Below are 21,406 nucleotides of genomic sequence, written 5' to 3' on the forward strand. Positions count from 1 at the left end.
ACCCGCCGTGCCACAATGGCCAGTCGTCATGAAGACCAGCACCCCGGCCGCTCCCCCGCGGCACACCCCCGCCTCGATCACCGGGCCGATCCTCGCCTGGTACGACCGGCACGCCCGCGACCTGCCCTGGCGCGCGCCCGACGCGACGCCGTGGGGCGTGCTCGTCAGCGAGATCATGCTCCAGCAGACCCCTGTCGTCCGCGTCCTGCCGATCTGGGACGTCTGGATGGCCCGCTGGCCGACCCCCGCCGCCCTGGCCGCCGAACCGTCCGGGGAGGCCGTGCGCGCGTGGGGCCGCCTGGGCTACCCTCGCCGCGCCCTACGCCTGCACGCCGCCGCCCAGGCGATCGTGGAACGGCACAACGGCAAGGTCCCCGACGACCACGCGGCCCTGCTGGACCTGCCGGGCATCGGCGCCTACACGGCAGCAGCCGTCGCGAGCTTCGCCTACCAGCAACGTCACGCAGTGCTGGACACGAACGTCCGCCGCGTCCTGGCCCGCCTGATCAACGGCGTGGAGTACCCGCCCAAAACCCAGACCCGAGCAGAAACCACAACAGCCGAGTTCCTGCTCCCCTCGGACCCGCCCACCGCAGCGCGCTGGTCGGTAGCGGTGATGGAGCTGGGCGCACTGGTCTGCACAGCCCGCTCCCCACGCTGCGTGGACTGCCCGGTCCTCGACAAATGCGAATGGCAACTGGCAGGCCGCCCGCCCTACGACGGCCCACCGCGCAAGGGCCAGACCTACACCGGCACGGACCGCCAGTGCCGAGGCCGCCTCCTGGCCGTCCTGCGCAACACCGAGGGCCCGGTGGAGAAACCGGCCCTAGACATCGTGTGGTCGGACGCGCCCCAACGCGAACGCGCCCTGGACGGCCTGATAGCCGACGGCCTGGTAGACCCCCTGGACGACGGCCGCTACGCCCTCCCCACCTGACCGAAACCAGCGAGGTCAGGTCGGGCGGTCGGGGGCTCTTTGGATCCATACGTGCAGGAGCAGCATCAGCTCCAGGCGGATTTCCGGGTCTTCTATGTCGAAGTCGAAGATCTCGTGGAGTTGGCCCAGGCGGTAGCGCACCGTCTGGGGGTGCACGCACAGGGCCGTTGCCGCGCCCGTCGCGTTGAAGCCGTTCTTCAGGCACTCCAGCAGCGTCACCGCCAAGCGGTAGCCGTGCTTCGAGCGTGTCCGCGTCAGGGGGGACAGGCGGCGGGCTGCGATGCTCTCCAGCAGTGCGCCGCCCTCTTGCAGCAGCAGGCTCGGCAGGTGTTGCTCCGCGCGGATCAGATGGCCTCCGCCACGGCCGCCGGAGGTCGTCACGACCCCGTTGACGATCAGGTCCAGGGCCCGGCGCGCCCATTGCAGCGACGTGCCCGCCTGGCCCGGGGGGACCGAGGGACCCACCGCGCCGGTCCAGCCCGCGAGGGTGCCGGCCAGGCGGTCGGCCTGCCCCGGCCCGTCAGGGTCGGGGACGACCAGGCAGGGACGGCCGTGGCTCAGTCCCGTCAGCAGGTCCGGGGGCAGGCCCGCCGGGCCCTCGCCGCCGTTGCCGGGGCGCGGTTGCAGCACGATCACCGCCAGCCGCCGGGGCAACGACCAGCCCGCCAGCGCGGCCTGCTCGGCGATCACCTCGGCGGGCGCGGGCGGCTCCGACAGCAGCAGGCTCAGCAGGCGGCCGCGCCGCTGCTCGCGCTCCCCGGCCGCCTTCTCCCGCGCCCGGGAGTAGCCGTGCGCGGCGGCCGACGACAGCTCGTCCAGGTAGGCGAAGTTCGCCTCGGCCAGCAGCGAGACCAGCGAGCGCGGGCGGCCGAGCCGGTCGGCCTCGACCGACAGGTGCCGCCAGGCGATCCGGGAGCCGATGCGCATCGCGTTCTGGAGGTGCTCCAGGCTGCGGCCCTCGACGGCCTCGCCGTAGCCGACGTCGAAGTAGACCTGGTGGATCTCCTTCCACGAGGTGTCCGGGTCGCCGATCATCCGCACGAAGTGCTCCATCGCGTACCCCACGGCCGCCTCCACGACCCGCAGGTACATGGGGTCGCCGGGGCGGGAGTACTCGGGGACGTGGAACAGCACGCCCTCGACCATGGCCCGCTGGACGGCGGGCAGCTGCGGCCGCATCCACTCCGCTTCGGCGGCCGGGACCTCGCGCCAGGGCTGGTCGCTCAGCCCGCTCGGCGCGGTCCCTCCCGCCGGATTCTCATATGTCACGGACATCGCAACCGCCTCCGTCCAGACGCCGACAAGGGCTCCGGTATTAGAAGGTAGGTACTCAAGGCGTGGAGCGACACTCAGTGCGCACACGCCGCGCCAAGGACGCGTTGTCACTTTCCTGACAACGCGCCCCCGGCGCTCCGTTCCGTCAGGAACCCCCTCCCACCGGGGGTTCCTCGCCGGTCCAGCCCTCGCTGACGACGTATCCGCAGGGGAAGACCCACCGGCCGGAACGCCGTTGTCACCGGTTTTCTTCACGATCATTTGGTCGCCGGGAATGTCGTAGGTCTTGGAGCCGAGAACGCGTTGGTATTCCATATCCATGGCGGTGCCAGGCCGATTCCCGCGCGTCCTTGACCGTCGGCGACGTGCGGGCCGAGCCGCTTCCATGATTTTTCCGTCCGGGCGATGAGTTCGGCCGGAACCCCTGGTCGGTACGGACGAGCCACACGACTAGGGAGCGGCCCATGTCCCCGTCCGACGACCCCATCGCCCTGCTGACCCGAGCGCTCGACCAGACCGGCGCGGTCATCGCGCGGGTGCGCCGCGAGCAGGCCGGCGAGCCCACGCCGTGCCTGTCGTGGGACGTGCGGACGCTGGTCGGCCACGTCGTCGACGAGGTGGCGCGGTTCGCCGCCGTCACCGGCGGCGGCGAGGAGCGGCACCCGCCGAGCACCGGCCCGGACGGCGAAGACTGGATCGACGCCTACATCGACGCCGCCGAGTCGCTGCTGAAGTCCTGGCAGCGGCCGGGCGCGTTCGACGGCACGGTCCGGCTGGCGTCCGGCGAGGTCCCGGCGGCCTGGACGTTCGGCCGCCAGGTCACCGAGCTGGTGCTGCACGCCTGGGACATCGCCAAGGCCACCGGCCAGCCCACCGACCTCGACCCCGAGCTCGGCCGCTACGCCCTGGCGTGGGGCCGCGAGAACCTCACCCCCGAGCACCGCGCCGACGAGACGACCGGCGAGCACATCGGCCCCGAGGTGCCCGCCCCCGAGGACGCGTCGTTGTACGAGCAGATAGCGGCGTTCGGCGGGCGCGACGCCCGGTAGCGGCACGCGCCCCGGCGGCCGGCCCGTTTAATGCGTGGCAAGATCGCAGCGGTACGCCCTACGGTGTGCCGGTGCGCGATCTGACTGCTTTGCCCAAGGCCCATCTGCACGTCCACCTGGAGAGCGCCGTGCGGTGGGCCACGTTGCAGGAAATCGGGGCGGCCAACGGCGTCGTGGTGCCTGAGCCCGACGGCCCGCTCGGCGGCTTCGCCGCGTTCTTCGAGCAGAACAACCTGGTGCGCGACTGCCTGCGCACCCCCGACGACTTCCGCCGCGTGGCCTACGAGTTCTGCGCCGACGAGGCCGCGCAGGGCACCCGCTACGCGGAGGTGTCCTTCACCGCCGCCGCCCACGGCGAGCGCCTCGGCGACCTCGACATGCCCCTGGCGGCCGTCCTGGACGGGCTGCGCGCGGGCCGCGCCGACTTCGGCGTGGAGTGCCGCCTGATCCTCGACCACTCGCGCCGCCGCTCCGTCGAGCGCGCCTGGAGCACCCTCGACCTGGCCCGCCGCCACGACGAGGTGGTCGCGGTCGGCCTGGCCGGGGACGAGGCGTACCCGGGCGACCCGTTCACCGAGGTCTTCGCCGCCGCCCGGGAGGCGGGCCTGCACGTGGTGCACCACGCCGGGGAGGCCGAGGGGCCCGCCAGCATCCGCCAGGCCCTCGGCGACGGCCGCACCGAGCGCCTCGGGCACGGCATCCGGGTGCTGGACGACCCGGACCTGGTCGCCGAGGTGCGGGAGCGGGGCGTGCCGCTGGAAGTGTGCCCCTCGTCCAACGTCATGCTCGGCTTCGCGCCCTCGCTGGCCGGGCACCCCCTGCCCCGGCTGCGCGACGCGGGCCTGCTGGTCACCGTCAGCACCGACATCCCCGCCATGACCGGGGTGCCGCTGGCTGGGGAGTACGCGCTGGTCCGCGACGCCTTCGGCTACGACGACGCCGTCCTCGCCGAGCTGGCCCGCAACGGCGTGACGGCCTCGTTCGCCCCCGAGCCCCTCAAGGACCGCCTGCACGCCGAGATCGACGCCTGGCTCCACTAGAGCGCGCGGGCGGCTTCCGGCGCGCAGGCGGCCCGCTGAAGGCGTTCGCACGGTCACCCCGGCAGCACGGCGACCAGGGGGCCGGTGCGGATCTCCCGCAGGAACGGGTCGGCGTCGGCGTCCAGCTCGGCCTGGGACCGCACCACCGGGTGCACCGGCAGCCCCAGCCGCGCGGCCGTCTCCTGCGCCGCGTCGAACGCCTCCTCCGGAGCCACCGTCCCGATCACCAGCAGTTCGACGTCGCCGGGCGGATCACCGGGCGTGCCCTCGTAGCGCTCGGCCCAAGCCCCGAACAGGTGCACCTGCCGGACGCCCGGCAGCGCGCCGAACTCCTCGGCGGCCACGGCCGCCGGGCCGAACGTCAGCATCACCAGGCGGGCGAGCGGCTCGTGCAGCGGGCTGGCGGTGTCGCGGGCGGCCAGGCGGCCCGCGGCGGTGCGGCGCAGGGTCAGCAGCCCGGCGCGGGCGAGGCGCTCGACCTCGCCGACGACCGAGCCGAGGTCGGAGCGGAGCATGACGGCGAGGTCCAGCATGGTGTGCTCGCGCTCGGGACCGAGCAGCAGGCGGGCGAGCAGCTCGCCCTGGAGGCGGGAGCGGAAGATCGGCAGTTGCGGGGGCGCGCTCGCCCGCAGGTCGCGCAGGAACAGTTGGGCGAGGTGGGCGTCGACGGGACGGCGCGACGGCCGCCCGTTTCGCCGGAAATCCGCAGCCGAGCCCAGCAGATTCGATCGCATGTTCGAAAGGCTACGGGCCGGGTCCGACAAAATCGCTCAGCCGCCGGAAACGGGCCCGCGCCCGTCACATTTGTCAGCGTTTGAGGTAATGCGCCATACCGGTCGCCAGCGAGACGGCCGCGCGCTGCCGCCATGCGGCGCTGCGCATTCTCGCGGCGTCGGTGGCATTGCGCATGTTGCCGCACTCGATGAACACCTTCGGGACCTTCGACATGTTCAGCCCGCCGAGGTCGGTGCGCACGTCCAGACCGTCACGGCCGATGTAGTTCGCGTACGGCTGCCCGGTGCCCTTCCGGAAGGCGTAGCGGATGTCGTAGCCGAGCCACTTGGACGGCGTGACGATCGGCCCCGTGTAGCCCTTCACGTAGCCCGGCAGGATCACGTGGAACCCGCGCCGCTTGCCGGGCGCGCCGTCGGCGTGGATGGAGATCGCCGCGTGGGCGCGCACCTTGTTGGCGAGGGCGGCGCGCTGGTTCACGCACGGCCCGACGCCGGTGTCGTTCGGCCTGGTCAGGTGCACGGTCGCGCCCTGGGCGCGCAGCAGGCGGGCCATCCGGGTCGCCACGTCGAAGGTGTAGGCGTGCTCGGCGTACCCGGAGTCGGTGGCGGTCCCGGTGGTGTCGCACGCCTTCTTGAACGGCCCGGCGGGCACCTTCCGGTTGATGACCTTCGGGTGCTTGTAGTTGCGGCCGTTGTGCCCGGGGTCGATGACGATGACCTTGCCCGCCAGCGGCCGCGCGGTCGCCGCGGCGACCGCCTGCGCCTGCGGGCGGGACGGCCCGCCCTCCACCGGCAGCACCACCGCCGCCGCCACCGCGGACGCCGCGACCGCTCCGACACTCACCGCACGCCAGGCCACCATGGCACCGCACGCTACACGCGCTGATCATCCATGGGGGCCGATCGCCCGTTTCCGGCCATCGGCCCGGAAAACGCGGAAGGCCCGCACCGGAGATCCGGTGCGGGCCTTCGCAGTGCCGTGGGCGGCGGCGGTCAGTCCTCGTCGTTCCGACCCTCGCCCGCCATGGCGGGCGCCACGGGTCAGTCCTTGTTGAAGTTGACCGCGCCCTCGATCGGCGGCGGGCTGTCGGGGACGGTGGACGGCTTCGGCACACCCTTGAAGGTGAACTTGGCCGTCTCGCCGGAGCCCTCGACGCCGACGATCACGATCTGACCCGCCTTGAGGTCGTTGTACAGGATCTTCTCGGACAGGTTGTCCTCGATCTCCCGCTGGATCGTGCGGCGCAGCGGGCGGGCGCCCAGCACCGGGTCGTAGCCGCGCTCGGCCAGCAGGTCCTTGGCCTCCTGCTTGAGCTCCAGGCCCATGTCGCGGTCCTTCAGCCGCTCGTCCACCTTGGCGATCATCAGATCCACGATCTGGATGATCTCCTTGGGGGTGAGCTGGTGGAACACGACGGTGTCGTCGACGCGGTTCAGGAACTCGGGGCGGAAGTGCTGCTTGAGCTCCTCGCCGACCTTGGCCTTCATCCGGTCGTAGGAGCCCTGCTCGTCGTTCTGCCGGGCGAAGCCCATCGACTGGCCCTTGGAGATGTCCCGGGTGCCGAGGTTGGTGGTCATGATGATGACGGTGTTCTTGAAGTCCACGACCCGGCCCTGGGCGTCGGTCAGGCGACCGTCCTCCAGGATCTGCAGCAGCGAGTTGAAGATGTCGGGGTGGGCCTTCTCGATCTCGTCGAACAGCACGACCGAGAACGGCTTGCGGCGCACCTTCTCGGTGAGCTGGCCGCCCTCCTCGTACCCGACGTAGCCGGGCGGGGAGCCGAACAGCCGCGAGACGGTGTGCTTCTCCATGAACTCGGACATGTCGAGCTGGATCAGCGCGTCCTCGTCGCCGAACAGGAACTCGGCCAGCGTCTTGGACAGCTCGGTCTTACCGACGCCGGACGGGCCCGCGAAGATGAACGAGCCGCCGGGGCGCTTGGGGTCCTTCAGGCCCGCACGCGTGCGCCGGATCGACTGGGACAGCGCCCGGATGGCGTCCTCCTGGCCGATGACGCGCTTGTGCAGCTCGTCCTCCATGCGCAGCAGCCGGGTCTGCTCCTCCTCGGTCAGCTTGAAGACCGGAATGCCGGTGGCGGTGGCCAGGACCTCGGCGATGAGCTCCTCGGTGACCTCCGCGACGACGTCCATGTCGCCGGCCTTCCACTCCTTCTCCCGCTGCGCCTTGGCGGTGAGGAGCTGCTTCTCGGAGTCGCGCAGCGCGGCGGCCTTCTCGAAGTCCTGCGCGTCGATCGCGGACTCCTTCTCGCGCCGCACGTCGGCGATCTTCTCGTCGTACTCGCGCAGGTCCGGCGGCGCGGTCATCCGGCGGATGCGCATCCGCGACCCGGCCTCGTCGATGAGGTCGATCGCCTTGTCGGGCAGGAAGCGGTCGCTGATGTAGCGGTCGGCGAGCTGCGCGGCGGCCACCAGCGCGCCGTCGGTGATCGACACGCGGTGGTGCGCCTCGTACCGGTCGCGCAGGCCCTTGAGGATCTCGATGGTGTGCGACAACGACGGCTCGGCGACCTGGATGGGCTGGAAGCGGCGCTCCAGCGCGGCGTCCTTCTCCAGGTACTTGCGGTACTCGTCGAGGGTGGTCGCGCCGATGGTCTGCAGCTCGCCGCGGGCCAGCATCGGCTTGAGGATGCTGGCGGCGTCGATCGCGCCCTCGGCGGCGCCCGCCCCGACCAGGGTGTGCAGCTCGTCGATGAACAGGATGATGTCGCCGCGGGTGCGGATCTCCTTCAGGACCTTCTTCAGCCGCTCCTCGAAGTCACCGCGGTAGCGGGAGCCGGCGACCAGCGCGCCGAGGTCGAGGGTGTAGAGCTGCTTGTCCTTCAGGGTCTCGGGCACCTCGCCCTTGACGATCTTCTGGGCCAGGCCCTCGACGACGGCGGTCTTGCCGACGCCGGGCTCGCCGATCAGCACCGGGTTGTTCTTGGTGCGGCGGGACAACACCTGCATGACCCGCTCGATCTCCTTGTCCCGGCCGATGACCGGGTCGAGCTTGCCCTCGCGGGCGGCCTGGGTGAGGTTGCGGCCGAACTGGTCCAGCACCAGGGAGGTGGAGGGCGTGGCCTCCGAGGGACCGCCGGAGGCGGCCGGCTCCTTGCCCTGGTAGCCGTGCAGCAACTGGATCACCTGCTGGCGGACCCGGTTCAGGTCGGCGCCCAGCTTCACCAGGACCTGGGCGGCGACGCCCTCGCCCTCGCGGATCAATCCCAGCAGGATGTGCTCGGTGCCGATGTAGTTGTGGCCGAGCTGCAGGGCCTCCCGCAGCGACAGCTCCAGCACCTTCTTGGCCCGGGGAGTGAACGGGATGTGCCCCGACGGCGCCTGCTGGCCCTGGCCGATGATCTCCTCGACCTGCTGCCGCACCGCCTCAAGGCTGATCCCCAGGCTCTCCAATGCCTTGGCAGCGACACCCTCACCCTCGTGGATCAGACCCAGGAGGATGTGCTCGGTGCCGATGTAGTTGTGGTTGAGCATCCTGGCCTCTTCCTGAGCCAGAACGACAACCCGCCGCGCGCGGTCGGTGAACCTTTCGAACATCTCGTCGCTCCTCACAGAGCGGTTGGGCAGGGCCCGGAACGTCCGGACCTGTCCATCCGCAGGTGCTGGCACCCATCAAACTAGCCGCCTGCCCCGAGGAGGCCACCCGGTGCACTCCCACCAGAAGACGTTCCCCAGCTAAGCGCTGTTCAGTCTCATCCAACTACCGCATCGGTGCGTCATGTTCCCGCTACGCCGCAAGCGAACGGGGCTTTTCGCAGGTGACGCGGAAACGATGGGGCGCGGCCGCCGAATGGGACCTGTCTACCTCGCCCCGGCGGCGCCAACCCACCAATCGCTACGCCACAAGCGAACGGCCCGCCCCACACGGGAGACGGGCCGCCGGCGGACGCGCGCGTCAGTTGGCCGCCTCGTACTGCTCGATCACATTCTGCGGGATACGGCCGCGCTCATTGACCTTGATGCCGCGGGCCTTGGCCCAGGCGCGGATCTCGGCGCTGCGCTCGCGGTTGGAACCGGTGCGCGCACGGCGGCGCCGGGCGGTGCCCGCCTTACGCGACTTCTCCACGAACGGCTGCAGAGAATCCCGCAGCTTCTTTGCGTTGACGCCACTGAGATCGATCTCGTAGGAGGCGCCGTCGATCGAGAACGCTACGGTCTCGTCCGCCTCGCCACCGTCGAGGTCGTCGACGAGAAGCACCTGAACCTTCTGTGCCATGGGGACAGACCTTTCGCTGGAGCAAACTGCATTCGGTTGGCAAAGATATACCGCGATCTGCTGCGCTGACAATTCAACGCTCGCGATGAACTTCTCTTCCCCTGCGGTAACTCATCGTAATCATGCTCTGCGAATCCATCGGACGGAGCCCGGCGGGCCCCGCGGCGCGGCACGAGCGGTATGAATTGTCCGGCGATGGCGGGTCCGATTTCGGGGTGACCGGGATCACGGCACCCCGCCGCGACCAGGCTCTTCGATCATGCATTGGCCCCGTTTCGCCGGGTCACGGGCTTTCCCCCGGCCGGGACGCTGGTCCGCGAAATGGGCCCGGACGGGACTTAACGAGGGGACAACACCCTCCCCGGCCCCATCGATTAACCCTGACGTAACGGCACTAACCGCACCGCTACCGGAATGCTCCCCGAGGGGCGGAGCCAGCCGCCGCCCGCCGCCGCGGCCGGACGATGTGAACAGATAACCGCGCGACCGCCCCCGCCGAAATCAGTTGACGCGGCGGCGGGCGCGGGACGGAAAACAGGGCCGCGTCCCAGTCACGGGCGAAGCGGGACGGCCCTGGTTTTACCGGAGATAAGTCCGCAATGTCACAACGTTCGCAACGGCGTGAACCCCCGCGTCCCTCGGCGGACCGATCTCCAAGAACCCGGAGGACGGCTCCCGCGCACACGACCGGCGCCGCCCGTCTAAACGCCCAAGGCGGCCGTTCGGGGGCCGCACCCGTTTTCCGCCGCCGAAGCCACCGCATAATCACGCACGATCGCCGGGGCCGCCGGACCGCCCCGCACAACGCTTACCGAACGCATAGCCGAGCAGGGCCGCATAGGCGGCCCGCTTAGCGGAAGCAGATAACCGGCCGCTTACACGGCCCGCCTTCTCGGGTTCCCTTTGTGGGACGCCGATCCCGCCCGGCGCTCATTGCGCCCGTGGGACGGCCGGATCAGCCCGCCGGGCGTTTGATCACAAGAGTGTCGGCCAGGCGGTCATGGACGGCCTGGCGCCGTCCCCGGGCCGGTTCGCCCTTGGCGCGCAGCCCTTCGAGGATCGCGCCGGCGTTCACCACCCAGAAAACGGCGGCCACCAAACTCACCACGGGCACCGGGCGGACCGCGATCGGCAGCGTGTAGACCGCCGTACGGGCCAGGGAGCGCACGAAGCCCGGTCGCCGCGCGGGATCGGGCGTCGGCGGGCCCTCAGGCTCCCCAGGGCCCGCTGGGCCTTTCCGGGGAGCCGCCCGGACGACCTCGATGCCCGCGAAGCGCTTGCCGAGGGTCCGGCCCCACAGCGCCAGCTGGACGGTCTCGTACAGCAGCAGGGCCGCCGCCACGAGGGGCGGGGCGAGGGCGGCCTCGACCGTGGCGTCGGGCACCGCCGCGCGCAGCGCCATGACCACGGGGAGGCCCACCACGAGCGTGTCCACGATCCGGGCGACCAGCCGCTGCCCCGGCTCGGCCAGGACCTGCTCCACCGCGCCGGGGGCCGCGTAGGCCGCCCCACCCATGTCCACCGCGCGTCCTAGTGTCCGTAGCCGCCGTGCCCGTGACCGTCGTGCCCGTGACCGTCGTGGTCGCCGTCCTCGACGCGCTCGTCGATGACGACCGTCCCCGACAGGCGGTCGTGCAGCGACTGGCGCAGCGGCTGGTCCCAGATCGCCCACAGGTAGGCCATCAACCCGCCGATCCAGGCCAGCAACATCCCGTAGGCCGCGTACTCCCAGACCTTCACCGCCAGCACCAGGAAGAAGAACACCCCGATCTGGTAGCCGAGGTGGGTGACGCCCGCCCGCATGGCCGCCTGCGCGGTGGTGATCGGCGCGCCCGCCGGGTCGCGCTGGACGACGCCCAGGTGCGTGATCCGCTTGCCGAGCGTGCGGCCCCACAACGACAGCTGCACGGCCTCGTAGACGAACGGGATGACCGCCAGCACCGCGAACAGCGTGAAGATGATCGGCCAGTTCCAGATCGCGCCCTCGGTGGAGGTCTTGCTCCCGGAGGTCTCCAGCCCGAACACGCCCACGGTGACCGGCACGACCAGCGCGAACCCGAACACCGCGACCAGCGCGTTGTCGGCGATCCGCGCGACGGCGCGGCGGCCGATCGGCGCGAGTGGCAGGTCGGCGGCGTCGCCCTGGTACCCGCCGCCCTCGTAACCGCCCTCGTAACCGCCCTGCCGGCCGTAACCGCCGTACTCGTCATAGGCGCCGTAGGAGGCCTCGGCGGTGTGCCGCGGCTGCGGCTGTTGCCCGCTCTGCCACTGGGACCCCTGATAGGAGGGCGGCGGGCCGTAGGACGGGCCGCCCGGCGGCGGGTACTGCCCGCCCCGGTGGGGGGATTCGCTCATCGGTCAGTCCTCCAGGCGAAGCAACATGCGGGTGTTCCCCAACGTATTCGGCTTGACCCGGTCGAGGTCCAGGAACTCGGCCACGCCTTCGTCGTAGGAACGCAGGAGTTCCTCGTACACCTCGGGCGATACGGGGGTTCCCAAGATTGTCCGAAAACCGTGCCGTGCGAAGAACTCCACCTCGAAGGTAAGACAGAACACCCGCCGCACGCCCAGATCCCGCGCCTGCTCCAGCAGCCGCGTCACGATGCGGTGCCCGATGCCCCGGCCGTTCAGCCCCGGCGCGACCGCGACCGAGCGGACCTCGGCCAGGTCCTCCCACATCACGTGCAGCGCGCCGCAGCCGACGACGGTCCCGCCGCTCTGCAGATCCGCGGCGACCCAGAACTCCTGGACGTCCTCGTAGAGCGTCACGGTGGTCTTCTGCAGCAGGCGCCGGCCCGTTCCGCCGTAGAGCTCGACCAGTTCCCTGATCTCCGGCACGTCGGCGGTGCGGGCACGCCTGATCACGACTTCCACAATCAGGCGACATTATCGAAGACCGGCTCTTTACCAAGGGTCGGCGCGCCCTTACCCTTGGTAGCGCGACAACAGGTGATCGAGCGGGGACGGCCCGCGATCCGCCTCTTCGCCGGGCGCGCCCGGCGAAGAGGACGGCCGGAGGCGCGGCGGCCGTCCGGACCGCCCGGCGAGCCCCACGCGACATCGCGTGTCACCTGCGATTTCGCCTGTTCTTGTTGGCATCCCCTGCCGACTCCGTTAGTGTCCTGCGCTGACATCGGCCGCCCGCACCAGTCGGCGGCCCGCACCGCCGAATCACGGGCCGCAGCCGGCGGTCCGCGAACCGGGGACCCACCTTCGACGCCGCCACGGGACCCGCCCGTAGAACCGGCCGCCGATCGGGGTCAATCCACCACCGCACGCCGACCGCGTGCGCGCGTGGACGGGCTGCTCCGGCCCGAACCCGTCAGCTAACCCGGTAGGCGGATCAGGAGGGGAGAAACCGTGGAGCCATCGCGCCCTGCAGCCTTGCCGCCGCGCACCCCGGCCGGGTCGCCGCCCGTCCCGGGCGACCGAGGCCGCCGTTCCGCCTTCCCGCGTGCCGGGACCCGCCGCCCCGCCGACCGTCCGGCCGCCCGCGCCGTTCCGCGTCCGGCCCCGCGCCCGGCCTTCCGCCCGGCCTTCCGTTCGGTCGTGGCCGCCGGCGTCCTCGCCGCCGTCACCGTGACCGTCCCGACCCTCTCCGCCGCGCCCGCGCACGCCGACCCCGACGACACCAAAGAGCTCAACTCCCAGGCGCACAAGCTCGCCGACCAGCTCGAACAGCTCACCGAGCAGTACAACGGGCTCAAGGTGAAGCTCCAGCAGTCGCAGCGGGCCGCCACGGTCGCCACCGAGAACGCCGAGCGCCAGGAGAAGTCGCTGGAGGGGCTGCGCGACAAGATCGGCAACCTGGCCGCCACCAGCTACATGCAGGGCGGCACCGACCCCACCCTGTCCTTCGTCGCCGCCCAGGACCCGCAGGCGGTGCTCGACCAGTCGGCGACCCTCACCTACTTCGCCCAGCGCGACGGCACCAAGGTCGCCGGGCTGATGCAGACGATGCAGGCCGCCCAGCGCGCCCGCCGCGCCGCCGAGGAGCGCGCCAAGCAGGTCAAGACGTTGCGGGGCCAGCTGGAGTCGCAGCGCGAGAAGGTCACCAAGACCTACGAGCAGGTGCGCGGCAAGCTGGTGAAGAAGGACCCGACGCAGCTGGCCAAGCTGCCGGTGGTCGGCAGCGGCAAGGCCGCGCAGGCGCTGCGCCTGGCGATGACGCAGATCGGCCGCCCGTACGTGTGGGGCGCCGCCGGGCCCACCACCTTCGACTGCTCCGGGCTGATCATGTGGGCCTACGGCAAGGTCGGGGTGAGCCTGCCGCACTACACCGGCAGCCAGTGGAACGCCGGCACCCACGTCTCCCGCGACCAGATGCAGCCGGGCGACCTGGTGTTCTTCTACTCCGACCTGCACCACGTGGGCATGTACGTGGGCGACGGGAAGATGTTGCACGCCCCGCAGACCGGGGACGTCGTCAAGATCGCGCCGATCGGCGGCCGCCCGTTCGCCGGCGCGGTCCGGGTCGCCTGACCGCGACGGGCCAGGCGGCGGCCGGGCCGGTGGCGCGCGGGGTCCGGCAGCGGACGCGCGGGGTCCGGCCGGAGCCGGTGGCGCGCGGGATCCGGTCGGGGCCGGGAGCGCGCGGGGTCTGGCCGGTGCCGGTGAACTGCGTCCGCGGCGGCGCCTACTGCAGGGACCTACCTGCCGGGGGTGCGGCGCCGCCGCTGCGGGGTCGGACGGAGTTCGTCGGTCGGACCGGTCAGATGAGCTGCCTTCGGGCCGCCCACACCACGGCCTCGATAGGGGTGTTGACCTCCAGCCGGTCGCAGATCGTCCGCAGCCGTCGCCGCAGGGTCCTCGCGCTCAGCTCGAGCTTGCGTGCCGCCACATCTGCGGTGACACCGCTGGCGATCTGGGCGAGCAGCCGGATCTCCTCCTCGCTCAGCCGCGGGTCCTCGGTGCCACGCCGTACGAGTGTGGCCTGTTCCACTCCGTCCTCCCTCGTCCGTGGTGATGACCGCGGGGATGCAGCCGTCCGCTGCACAGGTACGGGTGAGCGTCCACGGGTGAGCGTCGTCGTCGCCTGTGTTCTGTGTCGCGCGTTGGGTTGCCGGGTCCGGAGCCTTCCGGACTTAGATCATCTGGTTCCTTTGCCGTCTCACGTGCTTGGCCGGAGGTGGCCGATGGGTCGATTGCGGGGCGCCGTAGGGGAACTCCGGGTGACGATTCAGACGTTGGCCCACCGAACGCGGTCCGGATCGAGATCTCCAGCCATCCCTGCCCGTCCCTTCGCCTCGGTCTCGCCGCAACACCGCCGGGCTCCGCCGACCCGGCCGTGAACGAAGATCGTGAATCGTTTCAAGCTACGCTTCGGCTCGGAACGCTAGGCGGCCGGATCCGGCCCGTCAAGCGTCGATTGAGTGCTATCCGTGCTCCTATGACCACTTTCCGTGACCATGTGCGCGGGGGCCTGCCACGGGGAACTCGACAACCTGCGAAAACAGATCCGGGGCCGACGAGGAGTGCCTTGCCACAGAGCAGTATTCGCGAGGTCGCGAAGCGTGCCGGAGTCTCAGTTGGGACCGTTTCGAATGTCCTAAACCGGCCAGACCTCGTGGCCGAAGCGACCCGAGACCGCGTGCGCGCGGCGATCGACGAGCTCGGATTCGTGCGCAACGAGTCCGCGCGACGGCTCCGCACGGGCCCCGACGGCCCCGACGAGCCCGAGGCGTCCGAGGGGCGCCGGTCACCGCGCGCCCGCGCGTTCGGCGTCATCGTGGAGGACCTCGCCAACCCCTACGCCACCGATGTGGCGCGCGGCGCGGAGCTGACGCTGAACGCCGCGGGCTACGAGGCGTTCTGGCTCACCACCGACCACTCGCCCGACAAGGAGCGCCGGCTGCTGGAGCTGCTGGAGGACCAGCGCGCCACGGGCGTGGTGGTGATCCCGGTCTGCCTGAAGGCCGACGGCATCGCGCGGCTGCGCGCGGCGGGCATGTCGGTGGTGCTGCTGGACCGGGCGGGCGACCAGGTCTGCTCCGCCCAGGTCGACCACATGGTCGGCGGTGACATCGCGGCCGCGCACCTGCTGGAGCTGGGCCGCGACGACATGGTGTTCGTGACCGGGCGGCCCGAGCCGCAGCCGTGCCTGGAGCGCCGCGACGGCGCGGCCCGCACCCTGGCCAAGGCGGGCGGCGGCGAGCTGGTCACGCTGACGCAGGAGGCGCTGACGGTCGGCGAGGGGCGGGCGGCCGCGCACCGGGTGCTGGCGCTGTCGCCGGTGCCGACGGGTGTGTTCTGCGCCAACGACCTGCTGGCCGTCGGGCTGGTCAACGAGCTGATCCGGCTGGGCGTGCGGGTGCCCGAGGACATCGCGGTGATCGGTTACGACGACATCGAGCTGGCCGCCGGCGCCGCGGTGCCGCTCACGACGATCCGGCAACCGCGCCGCGAGCTGGGCATGGAGGCGGCCGAGCTGGCGCTCGCCGAGACGGCCGAGGGGGCGCGGCACGAGCACCGCCAGATCATCCTGGCCCCGGAACTGGTGATCCGCGAGTCGGCCTGAACGCGCCCGAGCGGCGTCGGACGGTTCCGGGGCGCGCCCGGCCACGCCCCGGAAACGCCTGAGCGCGCCTGAGACGCGTCTGAGAATTCCAGAGACACCTGTGTGTGCCTGAGCGCACCCGAAGGCGCCTGTGCGTATCTGGGGCGCGCCTGAGCGTGCCCGGAGGCGTCTGTACGTGTCCGAACCGCGTCCGAGCGTGCCCGCGGGCGGCCCCCGGTCCCGGGAGGCCGCCCGCGCCGTGCCTACTCCGGCTTGACGAGCGGGAACAGGATCGTCTCCCGGATGCCCTTGCCGGTGAAGGCCATGATCATCCGGTCGATGCCCGCGCCCATGCCGCCGGTCGGCGGCATCGCGTACTCCAGCGCCCGCAGGAAGTCCTCGTCCAGCTGCATCGCCTCGGGATCGCCCCCGGCCGCCAGCAGCGACTGCTCGGTGAGGCGGCGGCGCTGCTCGATCGGGTCGACCAGCTCCGAGTAGGCGGTGCCCAGCTCGGTGCCGAAGCCGATCAGGTCCCACTTCTCGGTCAGCAGCGGCTCGTCGCGGTGCTGGCGGGTCAGCGGGGAGGTCTCCAGCGGGTAGTCCATGACGAACGTCGGCTGGACCAGCGTGTGCTCGATCAGCTCCTCGAAGATCTCCTGGACGAGCTTGCCCTGCCCCCACTTGGGGTCCCAGTGGACGTCGCGCGCGTCGGCGAGCTTGCGCACGGCCTCGATCGGGGTGTGCGGGGTGATCTCCTCGCCCAGCTTCTCCGACACCGACCCGTACAGCGTGATGCGCGGCCACCGCGCGAGCCCGAGGTCGACCTCCCGGTCGCCGTGCACCACCACGCTGGTGCCCAGCGCCGCCTGCACGGCCTTCTGGTACATGCGCTGGGTGAGGTCGGCCATGTCGTTGTAGTCGAGGTAGGTGCCGTACGCCTCCAGCATCGTGAACTCCGGGTTGTGCGTGGAGTCCGCGCCCTCGTTCCGGAAGTTCCGGTTGATCTCGAAGACCTTCTCGATGCCGCCGACGACGAGCCGCTTGAGGTACAGCTCGATCGCGATCCGCAGGTACAGGTCCATGTCGTAGGCGTTGATGTGCGTCTGGAACGGCCGCGCCGCCGCCCCGCCGTGGATCGGCTGGAGCATGGGCGTCTCGACTTCGAGATAGCCCTCCTCGTGCCAGAAGTCGCGCACCGCGCGCACGGTCGCGCTGCGGACGTGCGCCATCTTGCGCGCCTCGTCGTTGACGATGAGGTCCACGTAGCGCTGGCGGACCCGCGCCTCGGGGTCGGTGAGCCCGGCGTGCTTGTCGGGCAGCGGCCGCAGGCACTTGGCGGTGATCGCGTACCGGTCGGCCATGATCGACAGCTCGCCGCGCCGGGAGGTGATCACCTCGCCCTCGACGCCGATGTGGTCGCCGAGGTCCACGTCGCGCTTCCAGGCGTCCAACTGCTCCTGGCCGACGTTGGCGAGCGACAGCATGACCTGGATGTCGCCGGAGCCGTCGCGGATGGTGGCGAAGCACAGCTTGCCGGTGTTGCGGATGAGCATGACGCGCCCGGTGACGCCGACCTTCTCGCCCGTCTCGGTGCCCGGCTCCAGGTCCGGGTGTTTCTCCCGGACCTCGGCGATGGTCGCGGTGCGCGGGAAGGTCACCGGGTACGGGTCGATGCCGCTCTCGCGGAGGCGGTCGAGCTTCTCCCGGCGCACACGCATCTGCTCCGGGAGGTCGTCGTAGGTCTCGTCACTCACCCGCTAAGGCTATCGACCCGCTCCGGTGCCCGGGGAACGAGTCGCCGAGAGCGGGGCCGGGCGCGTCAGGTGTTGCGCTGGTAGATCAGGCGCAGGCCGACCAGGGTCAGCCAGGGCTCGAACTCGTCGATGCTGCGCGACTCCTCCAGCACCAGCGGGGCGAGGCCGCCGGTGGCGATCACCGTGACCTCCTCCGGCTCGGTGGCCAGCTCCTCCGACATGCGCTCCACGATGCCGTCCACCTGGCCCGCGAAGCCGAAGATGATGCCGGACTGGAGGGCCTCGACGGTGTTCTTGGCGATCACGTTGCGCGGCCGGACCAGCTCGATCTTGTGGAGCTGGGCGCCGCGCACCGACAGCGCGTCGATGGAGATCTCGATGCCGGGGGCGATCGCGCCGCCCACGTACTCGCCCTTGGCCGAGACGGCGTCGAAGGTGGTGGCGGTGCCGAAGTCCACCACGATCGCCGGGCCGCCGTGCAGGTGCACGGCGGCCAGCGCGTTCACGATGCGGTCGGCGCCGACCTCCTTGGGGTTGTCCATGCGGACCGGGACGCCGGTCTTGACGCCGGGCTCGACGATCACGGCGGGGACGTCGCCGTAGTAGCGCCGGCACATCTCCCGCATCTCGTGCAGGACCGACGGGACGGTCGAGCACAGCGCGATGCCGCTGATGTCGGTCTCGGCCAGCAGCGGGCTCTGCTGGACCAGGCCCTGGAGGACCACGGCGATCTCGTCGGCGGTGCGCCGGGGGTCGGTGTTGATCCGCCAGTGCTCGATGACCTCCTCGCCCTCGAACAGGCCGAGGACGGTGTGGGTGTTACCGACGTCGATGGTGAGCAGCATCAGGTCCCCGCTGGTCAGGAGAAGTCAAGGCCGATGTCGAACACGCGCGCCGAGTGGGTCAGCGCACCTACTGCAAGGTAGTCCACACCGGTCACGGCGACATCTCGGGCCCGGTCCAAGGACAGGCCGCCGCTGGCCTCCAGCTCGGCGCGGTCCCCGGCGAGCCGCACCGCCTCGGCCATGTCGGCGTCGTCCATGTTGTCCAGCAGGATGCTGGTCGCGCCGACCGCCAGAGCCTCTTCCACCTGCGGCAACGTGTCGCACTCGACCTGGATGTGCAGGTCGGGGTGGGCCGCCCGGATCGCCTGGTACGCCTTGGTGACCGACCCGGCCGCCGCCACGTGGTTGTCCTTGATCAACGCGGAGTCGTGCAGGCCCATCCGGTGGTTGACGCCGCCGCCGCAGCGCACCGCGTACTTCTGGAGGGCGCGCAGGCCCGGCAGGGTCTTGCGGCTGTCGCGCACGCGCGCCTTGGTGCCCGCCATCGCGTCCTGCCAGCGGCGGGTCGCGGTCGCGACGCCGGACAGGTGGGTGAGCAGGTTGAGGGCGATCCGCTCGGCGCGCAGCACCGCGCGGGTCGGGCCCGTCACGGTGATCAGGACGTCGCCGGCGCGCACCCGGTCCCCGTCGGCGACCCCGGCCTCGTAGTCGATCCCCAGCAGCTCGAAGACGACCTCGGCGACCGGGACGCCCGCGATGACGCCGTCCTCGCGGGCCGTGAAGTCCCCGCGCGAGGTCTCGTCCGGGCCGAAGATGGGCTCGCTGGTGACGTCGGTGTCGCCGTCCTCGGCCAGCGCGACCCGCACGACGTTCTCCACAGCCTGTGGATCGAGCCCGGCCTCGCGCAGCCGGTCCTGGAGTTCGGGTGTCATGCCATCTCCTCGAAGTGGGTCGTCAGCTCCCCGCCGTCCAGGCGGGTGACCAGGTGGCCGCGCCAGGCGGCGTCGTCGCGGTCGGGGTGGTCGGCGCGCCAGTGGCTGCCGCGGGTCTCGGTGCGCCGCCGCGCCGCCGCGACGATCGCGGAGGCGACCAGGTGCAGGTTGGCGGTCTCCCAGGCCGCCACGCCAGGCTCGGCGTCGCCGCCCAGGGCCGCCAGCTCGCGTTCGGCGGTGGCCAGGCCGTCGGCGTCGCGCAACACGCCGGTGTACGCCGTCATGATCCGCTGGATCTCGCCGCGCGCGGCCGGGTCCGGCAGCGTCCCGGGGACGGCGGCCAGGTCGGCTTCCGGGATCTCCGGGAGGGGTTCCGCGCCGATCGCCGCCGCGATCCGCTCGGCGAACACCAGGCCCTCCAGCAGCGAGTTGGACGCCAGCCGGTTCGCGCCGTGCACGCCGGTGCAGGCGACCTCGCCGCACGCGTACAGGCCGGGGACCGAGGTGCGGCCGTCCAGGTCGGTCCGCACGCCGCCGCTGGCGTAGTGGGCGGCGGGCAGGACGGGGATCAGGTCGGTGACCGGGTCGATGCCGTGGTCGCGGCAGGCCGCCAGGATCGTCGGGAAGCGCCGTTCCCACATGTCCGCGCCGAAGTGCCGGGCGTCCAGGTACATGCAGGGCTCGCCGGTCTCCCGCATCCGGTTCATGATCCCCTTGGCGACGATGTCGCGCGGGGCCAGCTCGGCGAGCTCGTGGCGGCCGACCATGAAGCGCTCGCCGGAGCCGTCCACCAGGTACGCGCCCTCGCCCCGGACGGCCTCCGACACCAGCGGCTGCCGCCCGCGTGCGCCCGGTCCCAGCCACAACACGGTCGGATGGAACTGCACGAACTCCAGGTCGCTCACCTCGGCCCCGGCGCGCAGCGCCAGCGCCACCCCGTCGCCGGTGGAGACGTCGGGGTTGGTGGTGGCCGAGAACACCTGGCCGAGGCCGCCGGTGGCCAGCACGACGGCGGGCGCGCGCACGGCCCCGACGCCGCCCGGCTGGCCCTCGCCCATCACGTGGAGCGTGACACCGGCGGCGCGGCCCGCGCCGTCTTTGAGCAGGTCCAGCACCAGGGCGTGCTCGATGACCTCGATCCCGGTCTCCTTGAGCGCCGCCCGCAGCGCCCGGCTGATCTCCGCGCCGGTGGCGTCGCCGCCCGCGTGCGCGATGCGCCGCCGGTGGTGGCCGCCCTCGCGGGTCAGCGAGATCTCCCCCGACGCGGCGAGGTCGAAGCGCGCGCCGAGGTCGACCAGCCGCCGCACCGCGTCCGGGCCCTCGGTGACCAGCACGCGGACGGCGGCCTCGTCGCACACCCCGACCCCGGCCGTCAGGGTGTCGGCGAGGTGGTCGGCGGGGCTGTCGTCGGCGTCGAGCGCGGCGGCGATCCCGCCCTGCGCCCAGCGGGTGGACCCGGCGTCCAGCAGCGCCTTGGTGACCAGCAGCACGCGGCCGTGGGCGCGGCAGCGCAGGGCGGCGACCAGGCCCGCGATGCCGGAGCCGATCACGACCACGTCGGCGTCGGCGGTCCAGCCGGGCGCGGGGGCGGCGAGCGCCCGGGGGGTGGGTCGAGGGGCCATGTGCCCTCCTCCGGAGGAGTTGTTCTCGTCATTGTGACATTAACCCCCGGATGCTCCCGACACGGGTCCCCGCACAAGCGACGGCCGCCCACCCCTGAGGGGTGGACGGCCGCAGGAAGGAGCAGGTCAGCCGTGCACCAGGTCGCCGCGCGCGTCCTTGGTGCCGGGCACCGGCTCGGCCGGGTCGGTGCCCAGCGAGATGATCTTGTTGTCCCGGTCCACGTGCACCACGGTCGGCACGAACTCGCGCGCCTCGGCGTCGCTGAGCTGGGCGTAGCTGATGATGATGACCAGGTCGCCGGGGGCCACCAAGCGGGCGGCCGCGCCGTTGATGCCGATCACGCCCGAGCCGCGCTCGCCGGCGATCAGGTAGGTCTCCAGCCGCGCGCCGTTGTCGATGTCCACGATGTGCACCTGCTCGCCCGGCAGCAGGTCGGCGGCCTCCAGCAGGTCCTGGTCGATGGTCAGCGACCCCACGTAGTGCAGGTCGGCCTGGGTGACCGTGGCGCGGTGGATCTTGCTCTTGAACATGGTCCGCATCATGGGCG

General features: G+C 71.7%; 19 protein-coding genes and 1 riboswitch. Of the genes, 5 read left to right on the plus strand and 14 right to left on the minus strand.

The genetic code is table 11. From position 1 onward, the window contains the following. Positions 1–28: 28 nt before the first annotated feature. Positions 29–937, plus strand: coding sequence for an HhH-GPD family protein (locus tag AH6_RS17575; protein ID WP_067481059.1), 909 nt, complete (start codon positions 29–31; stop codon positions 935–937). Positions 938–952: 15 nt separating this feature from the next. Here AH6_RS17575 and AH6_RS17580 read toward each other — a convergent pair whose 3' ends face one another. Then, positions 953–2,212 carry a PucR family transcriptional regulator gene (locus tag AH6_RS17580; protein ID WP_067481062.1) on the minus strand — a complete coding sequence of 420 codons (1,260 nt, stop codon included), beginning with the start codon at positions 2,210–2,212 and terminating at the stop codon, positions 953–955. Positions 2,213–2,676: 464 nt separating this feature from the next. On the opposite strand from AH6_RS17580, the gene AH6_RS17585 reads away from it, so the two are divergent. Both AH6_RS17585 and add read left to right on the plus strand, forming a co-directional pair. Next, complete coding sequence (locus AH6_RS17585; RefSeq protein WP_067481065.1) at positions 2,677–3,261, plus strand: TIGR03086 family metal-binding protein; 585 nt, start codon at positions 2,677–2,679, stop codon at positions 3,259–3,261. A gap of 71 nt (positions 3,262–3,332) precedes the next feature. Continuing rightward, positions 3,333–4,301 carry an adenosine deaminase gene (gene add / locus AH6_RS17590; RefSeq protein WP_067481068.1) on the plus strand — a complete coding sequence of 323 codons (969 nt, stop codon included), beginning with the start codon at positions 3,333–3,335 and terminating at the stop codon, positions 4,299–4,301. Positions 4,302–4,354: 53 nt separating this feature from the next. Here the strand turns inward: add and AH6_RS46635 are convergent, their stop codons facing one another. From AH6_RS46635 to AH6_RS17625, 7 genes are all read right to left on the minus strand, one after another. After that, entirely contained in the window at positions 4,355–5,035 is a 681-nt protein-coding gene (locus tag AH6_RS46635) for a hypothetical protein (RefSeq protein WP_083983033.1), read from the minus strand. A 73-nt stretch (positions 5,036–5,108) separates the two neighbouring features. After that, on the minus strand, positions 5,109–5,897 hold the full coding sequence (locus AH6_RS17600) for an N-acetylmuramoyl-L-alanine amidase (protein WP_067481071.1): 789 nt from the start codon (positions 5,895–5,897) through the stop codon (positions 5,109–5,111). 179 nt (positions 5,898–6,076) lie between these two features. Further along, positions 6,077–8,590, minus strand: coding sequence for an ATP-dependent Clp protease ATP-binding subunit (locus AH6_RS17605; protein ID WP_067481074.1), 2,514 nt, complete (start codon positions 8,588–8,590; stop codon positions 6,077–6,079). 358 nt (positions 8,591–8,948) lie between these two features. Then, positions 8,949–9,269, minus strand: coding sequence for a histone-like nucleoid-structuring protein Lsr2 (locus AH6_RS17610; protein WP_067481077.1), 321 nt, complete (start codon positions 9,267–9,269; stop codon positions 8,949–8,951). Positions 9,270–10,224: 955 nt separating this feature from the next. Beyond that, positions 10,225–10,785 (minus strand): RDD family protein, encoded by a 561-nt coding sequence (locus tag AH6_RS17615; RefSeq protein WP_067481127.1) that lies wholly within the window; start codon positions 10,783–10,785, stop codon positions 10,225–10,227. Positions 10,786–10,799: 14 nt separating this feature from the next. After that, positions 10,800–11,624 (minus strand): RDD family protein, encoded by an 825-nt coding sequence (locus AH6_RS17620; protein ID WP_067481080.1) that lies wholly within the window; start codon positions 11,622–11,624, stop codon positions 10,800–10,802. 3 nt (positions 11,625–11,627) lie between these two features. Beyond that, positions 11,628–12,143 (minus strand): amino-acid N-acetyltransferase, encoded by a 516-nt coding sequence (locus AH6_RS17625; protein ID WP_373861779.1) that lies wholly within the window; start codon positions 12,141–12,143, stop codon positions 11,628–11,630. A 333-nt stretch (positions 12,144–12,476) separates the two neighbouring features. Then, positions 12,477–12,626, plus strand: a riboswitch (cyclic di-AMP (ydaO/yuaA leader). A gap of 192 nt (positions 12,627–12,818) precedes the next feature. Between AH6_RS17625 and AH6_RS46640 the strand changes: the two genes are divergently transcribed. Continuing rightward, positions 12,819–13,751 carry a C40 family peptidase gene (locus tag AH6_RS46640; protein WP_067481130.1) on the plus strand — a complete coding sequence of 311 codons (933 nt, stop codon included), beginning with the start codon at positions 12,819–12,821 and terminating at the stop codon, positions 13,749–13,751. A 229-nt stretch (positions 13,752–13,980) separates the two neighbouring features. Here AH6_RS46640 and AH6_RS17635 read toward each other — a convergent pair whose 3' ends face one another. Continuing rightward, positions 13,981–14,211 (minus strand): LuxR C-terminal-related transcriptional regulator, encoded by a 231-nt coding sequence (locus AH6_RS17635; RefSeq protein WP_067481086.1) that lies wholly within the window; start codon positions 14,209–14,211, stop codon positions 13,981–13,983. 447 nt (positions 14,212–14,658) lie between these two features. Here AH6_RS17635 and AH6_RS17640 point away from each other — a divergent pair, with 447 nt between their 5' ends. Next, entirely contained in the window at positions 14,659–15,786 is a 1,128-nt protein-coding gene (locus AH6_RS17640) for a LacI family DNA-binding transcriptional regulator (protein ID WP_083983034.1), read from the plus strand. Positions 15,787–16,028: 242 nt separating this feature from the next. On the opposite strand, the gene lysX is transcribed toward AH6_RS17640, so the two are convergent. The 5 genes from lysX to panD form a co-directional block, all read right to left on the minus strand. Then, positions 16,029–17,519, minus strand: a complete 1,491-nt coding sequence (gene lysX, locus AH6_RS17645; protein WP_083983036.1) for a bifunctional lysylphosphatidylglycerol synthetase/lysine--tRNA ligase LysX — start codon at positions 17,517–17,519, stop codon at positions 16,029–16,031. A 65-nt stretch (positions 17,520–17,584) separates the two neighbouring features. Continuing rightward, the gene (locus AH6_RS17650) at positions 17,585–18,364 is read right to left on the minus strand and encodes a type III pantothenate kinase (protein WP_067481092.1); all 780 of its coding nucleotides are present in this window, start codon (positions 18,362–18,364) and stop codon (positions 17,585–17,587) included. 14 nt (positions 18,365–18,378) lie between these two features. Further along, positions 18,379–19,236: a carboxylating nicotinate-nucleotide diphosphorylase gene (gene nadC, locus AH6_RS47105; RefSeq protein ID WP_067481095.1), complete on the minus strand. Its 858-nt coding sequence runs from the start codon at positions 19,234–19,236 to the stop codon at positions 18,379–18,381. Further along, positions 19,233–20,858 (minus strand): L-aspartate oxidase, encoded by a 1,626-nt coding sequence (locus AH6_RS17660; RefSeq protein ID WP_067481098.1) that lies wholly within the window; start codon positions 20,856–20,858, stop codon positions 19,233–19,235. Before AH6_RS17660 ends, nadC begins: the two co-directional genes overlap by 4 nt. A 126-nt stretch (positions 20,859–20,984) precedes the next feature. Then, entirely contained in the window at positions 20,985–21,401 is a 417-nt protein-coding gene (gene panD / locus AH6_RS17665; RefSeq protein WP_067481100.1) for an aspartate 1-decarboxylase, read from the minus strand. Between the last annotated feature and the right edge of the window lie 5 nt (positions 21,402–21,406).

Origin of the sequence: Actinomadura hibisca NBRC 15177 (assembly GCF_001552635.1) — a bacterium.
Lineage (GTDB): Bacteria > Actinomycetota > Actinomycetes > Streptosporangiales > Streptosporangiaceae > Spirillospora > Spirillospora hibisca.

Bases quoted from the DNA above. Each gene is read 5' to 3' on its own strand.
- AH6_RS17620 (WP_067481080.1), bottom strand. From the start codon at position 11,624: ATGAGCGAATCCCCCCACCGGGGCGGGCAGTACCCGCCGCCGGGCGGC.
- AH6_RS17585 (WP_067481065.1), top strand. From the start codon at position 2,677: ATGTCCCCGTCCGACGACCCCATCGCCCTGCTGACCCGAGCGCTCGAC.
- AH6_RS17640 (WP_083983034.1), top strand. From the start codon at position 14,659: ATGACCACTTTCCGTGACCATGTGCGCGGGGGCCTGCCACGGGGAACT.
- panD (WP_067481100.1), bottom strand. From the start codon at position 21,401: ATGATGCGGACCATGTTCAAGAGCAAGATCCACCGCGCCACGGTCACC.
- AH6_RS17610 (WP_067481077.1), bottom strand. From the start codon at position 9,269: ATGGCACAGAAGGTTCAGGTGCTTCTCGTCGACGACCTCGACGGTGGC.
- AH6_RS17575 (WP_067481059.1), top strand. From the start codon at position 29: ATGAAGACCAGCACCCCGGCCGCTCCCCCGCGGCACACCCCCGCCTCG.
- nadC (WP_067481095.1), bottom strand. From the start codon at position 19,236: ATGACACCCGAACTCCAGGACCGGCTGCGCGAGGCCGGGCTCGATCCA.
- AH6_RS17650 (WP_067481092.1), bottom strand. From the start codon at position 18,364: ATGCTGCTCACCATCGACGTCGGTAACACCCACACCGTCCTCGGCCTG.
- AH6_RS17600 (WP_067481071.1), bottom strand. From the start codon at position 5,897: ATGGTGGCCTGGCGTGCGGTGAGTGTCGGAGCGGTCGCGGCGTCCGCG.
- AH6_RS17580 (WP_067481062.1), bottom strand. From the start codon at position 2,212: ATGTCCGTGACATATGAGAATCCGGCGGGAGGGACCGCGCCGAGCGGG.
- AH6_RS17615 (WP_067481127.1), bottom strand. From the start codon at position 10,785: ATGGGTGGGGCGGCCTACGCGGCCCCCGGCGCGGTGGAGCAGGTCCTG.
- AH6_RS17660 (WP_067481098.1), bottom strand. From the start codon at position 20,858: ATGGCCCCTCGACCCACCCCCCGGGCGCTCGCCGCCCCCGCGCCCGGC.
- AH6_RS17605 (WP_067481074.1), bottom strand. From the start codon at position 8,590: ATGTTCGAAAGGTTCACCGACCGCGCGCGGCGGGTTGTCGTTCTGGCT.
- AH6_RS46635 (WP_083983033.1), bottom strand. From the start codon at position 5,035: ATGCGATCGAATCTGCTGGGCTCGGCTGCGGATTTCCGGCGAAACGGG.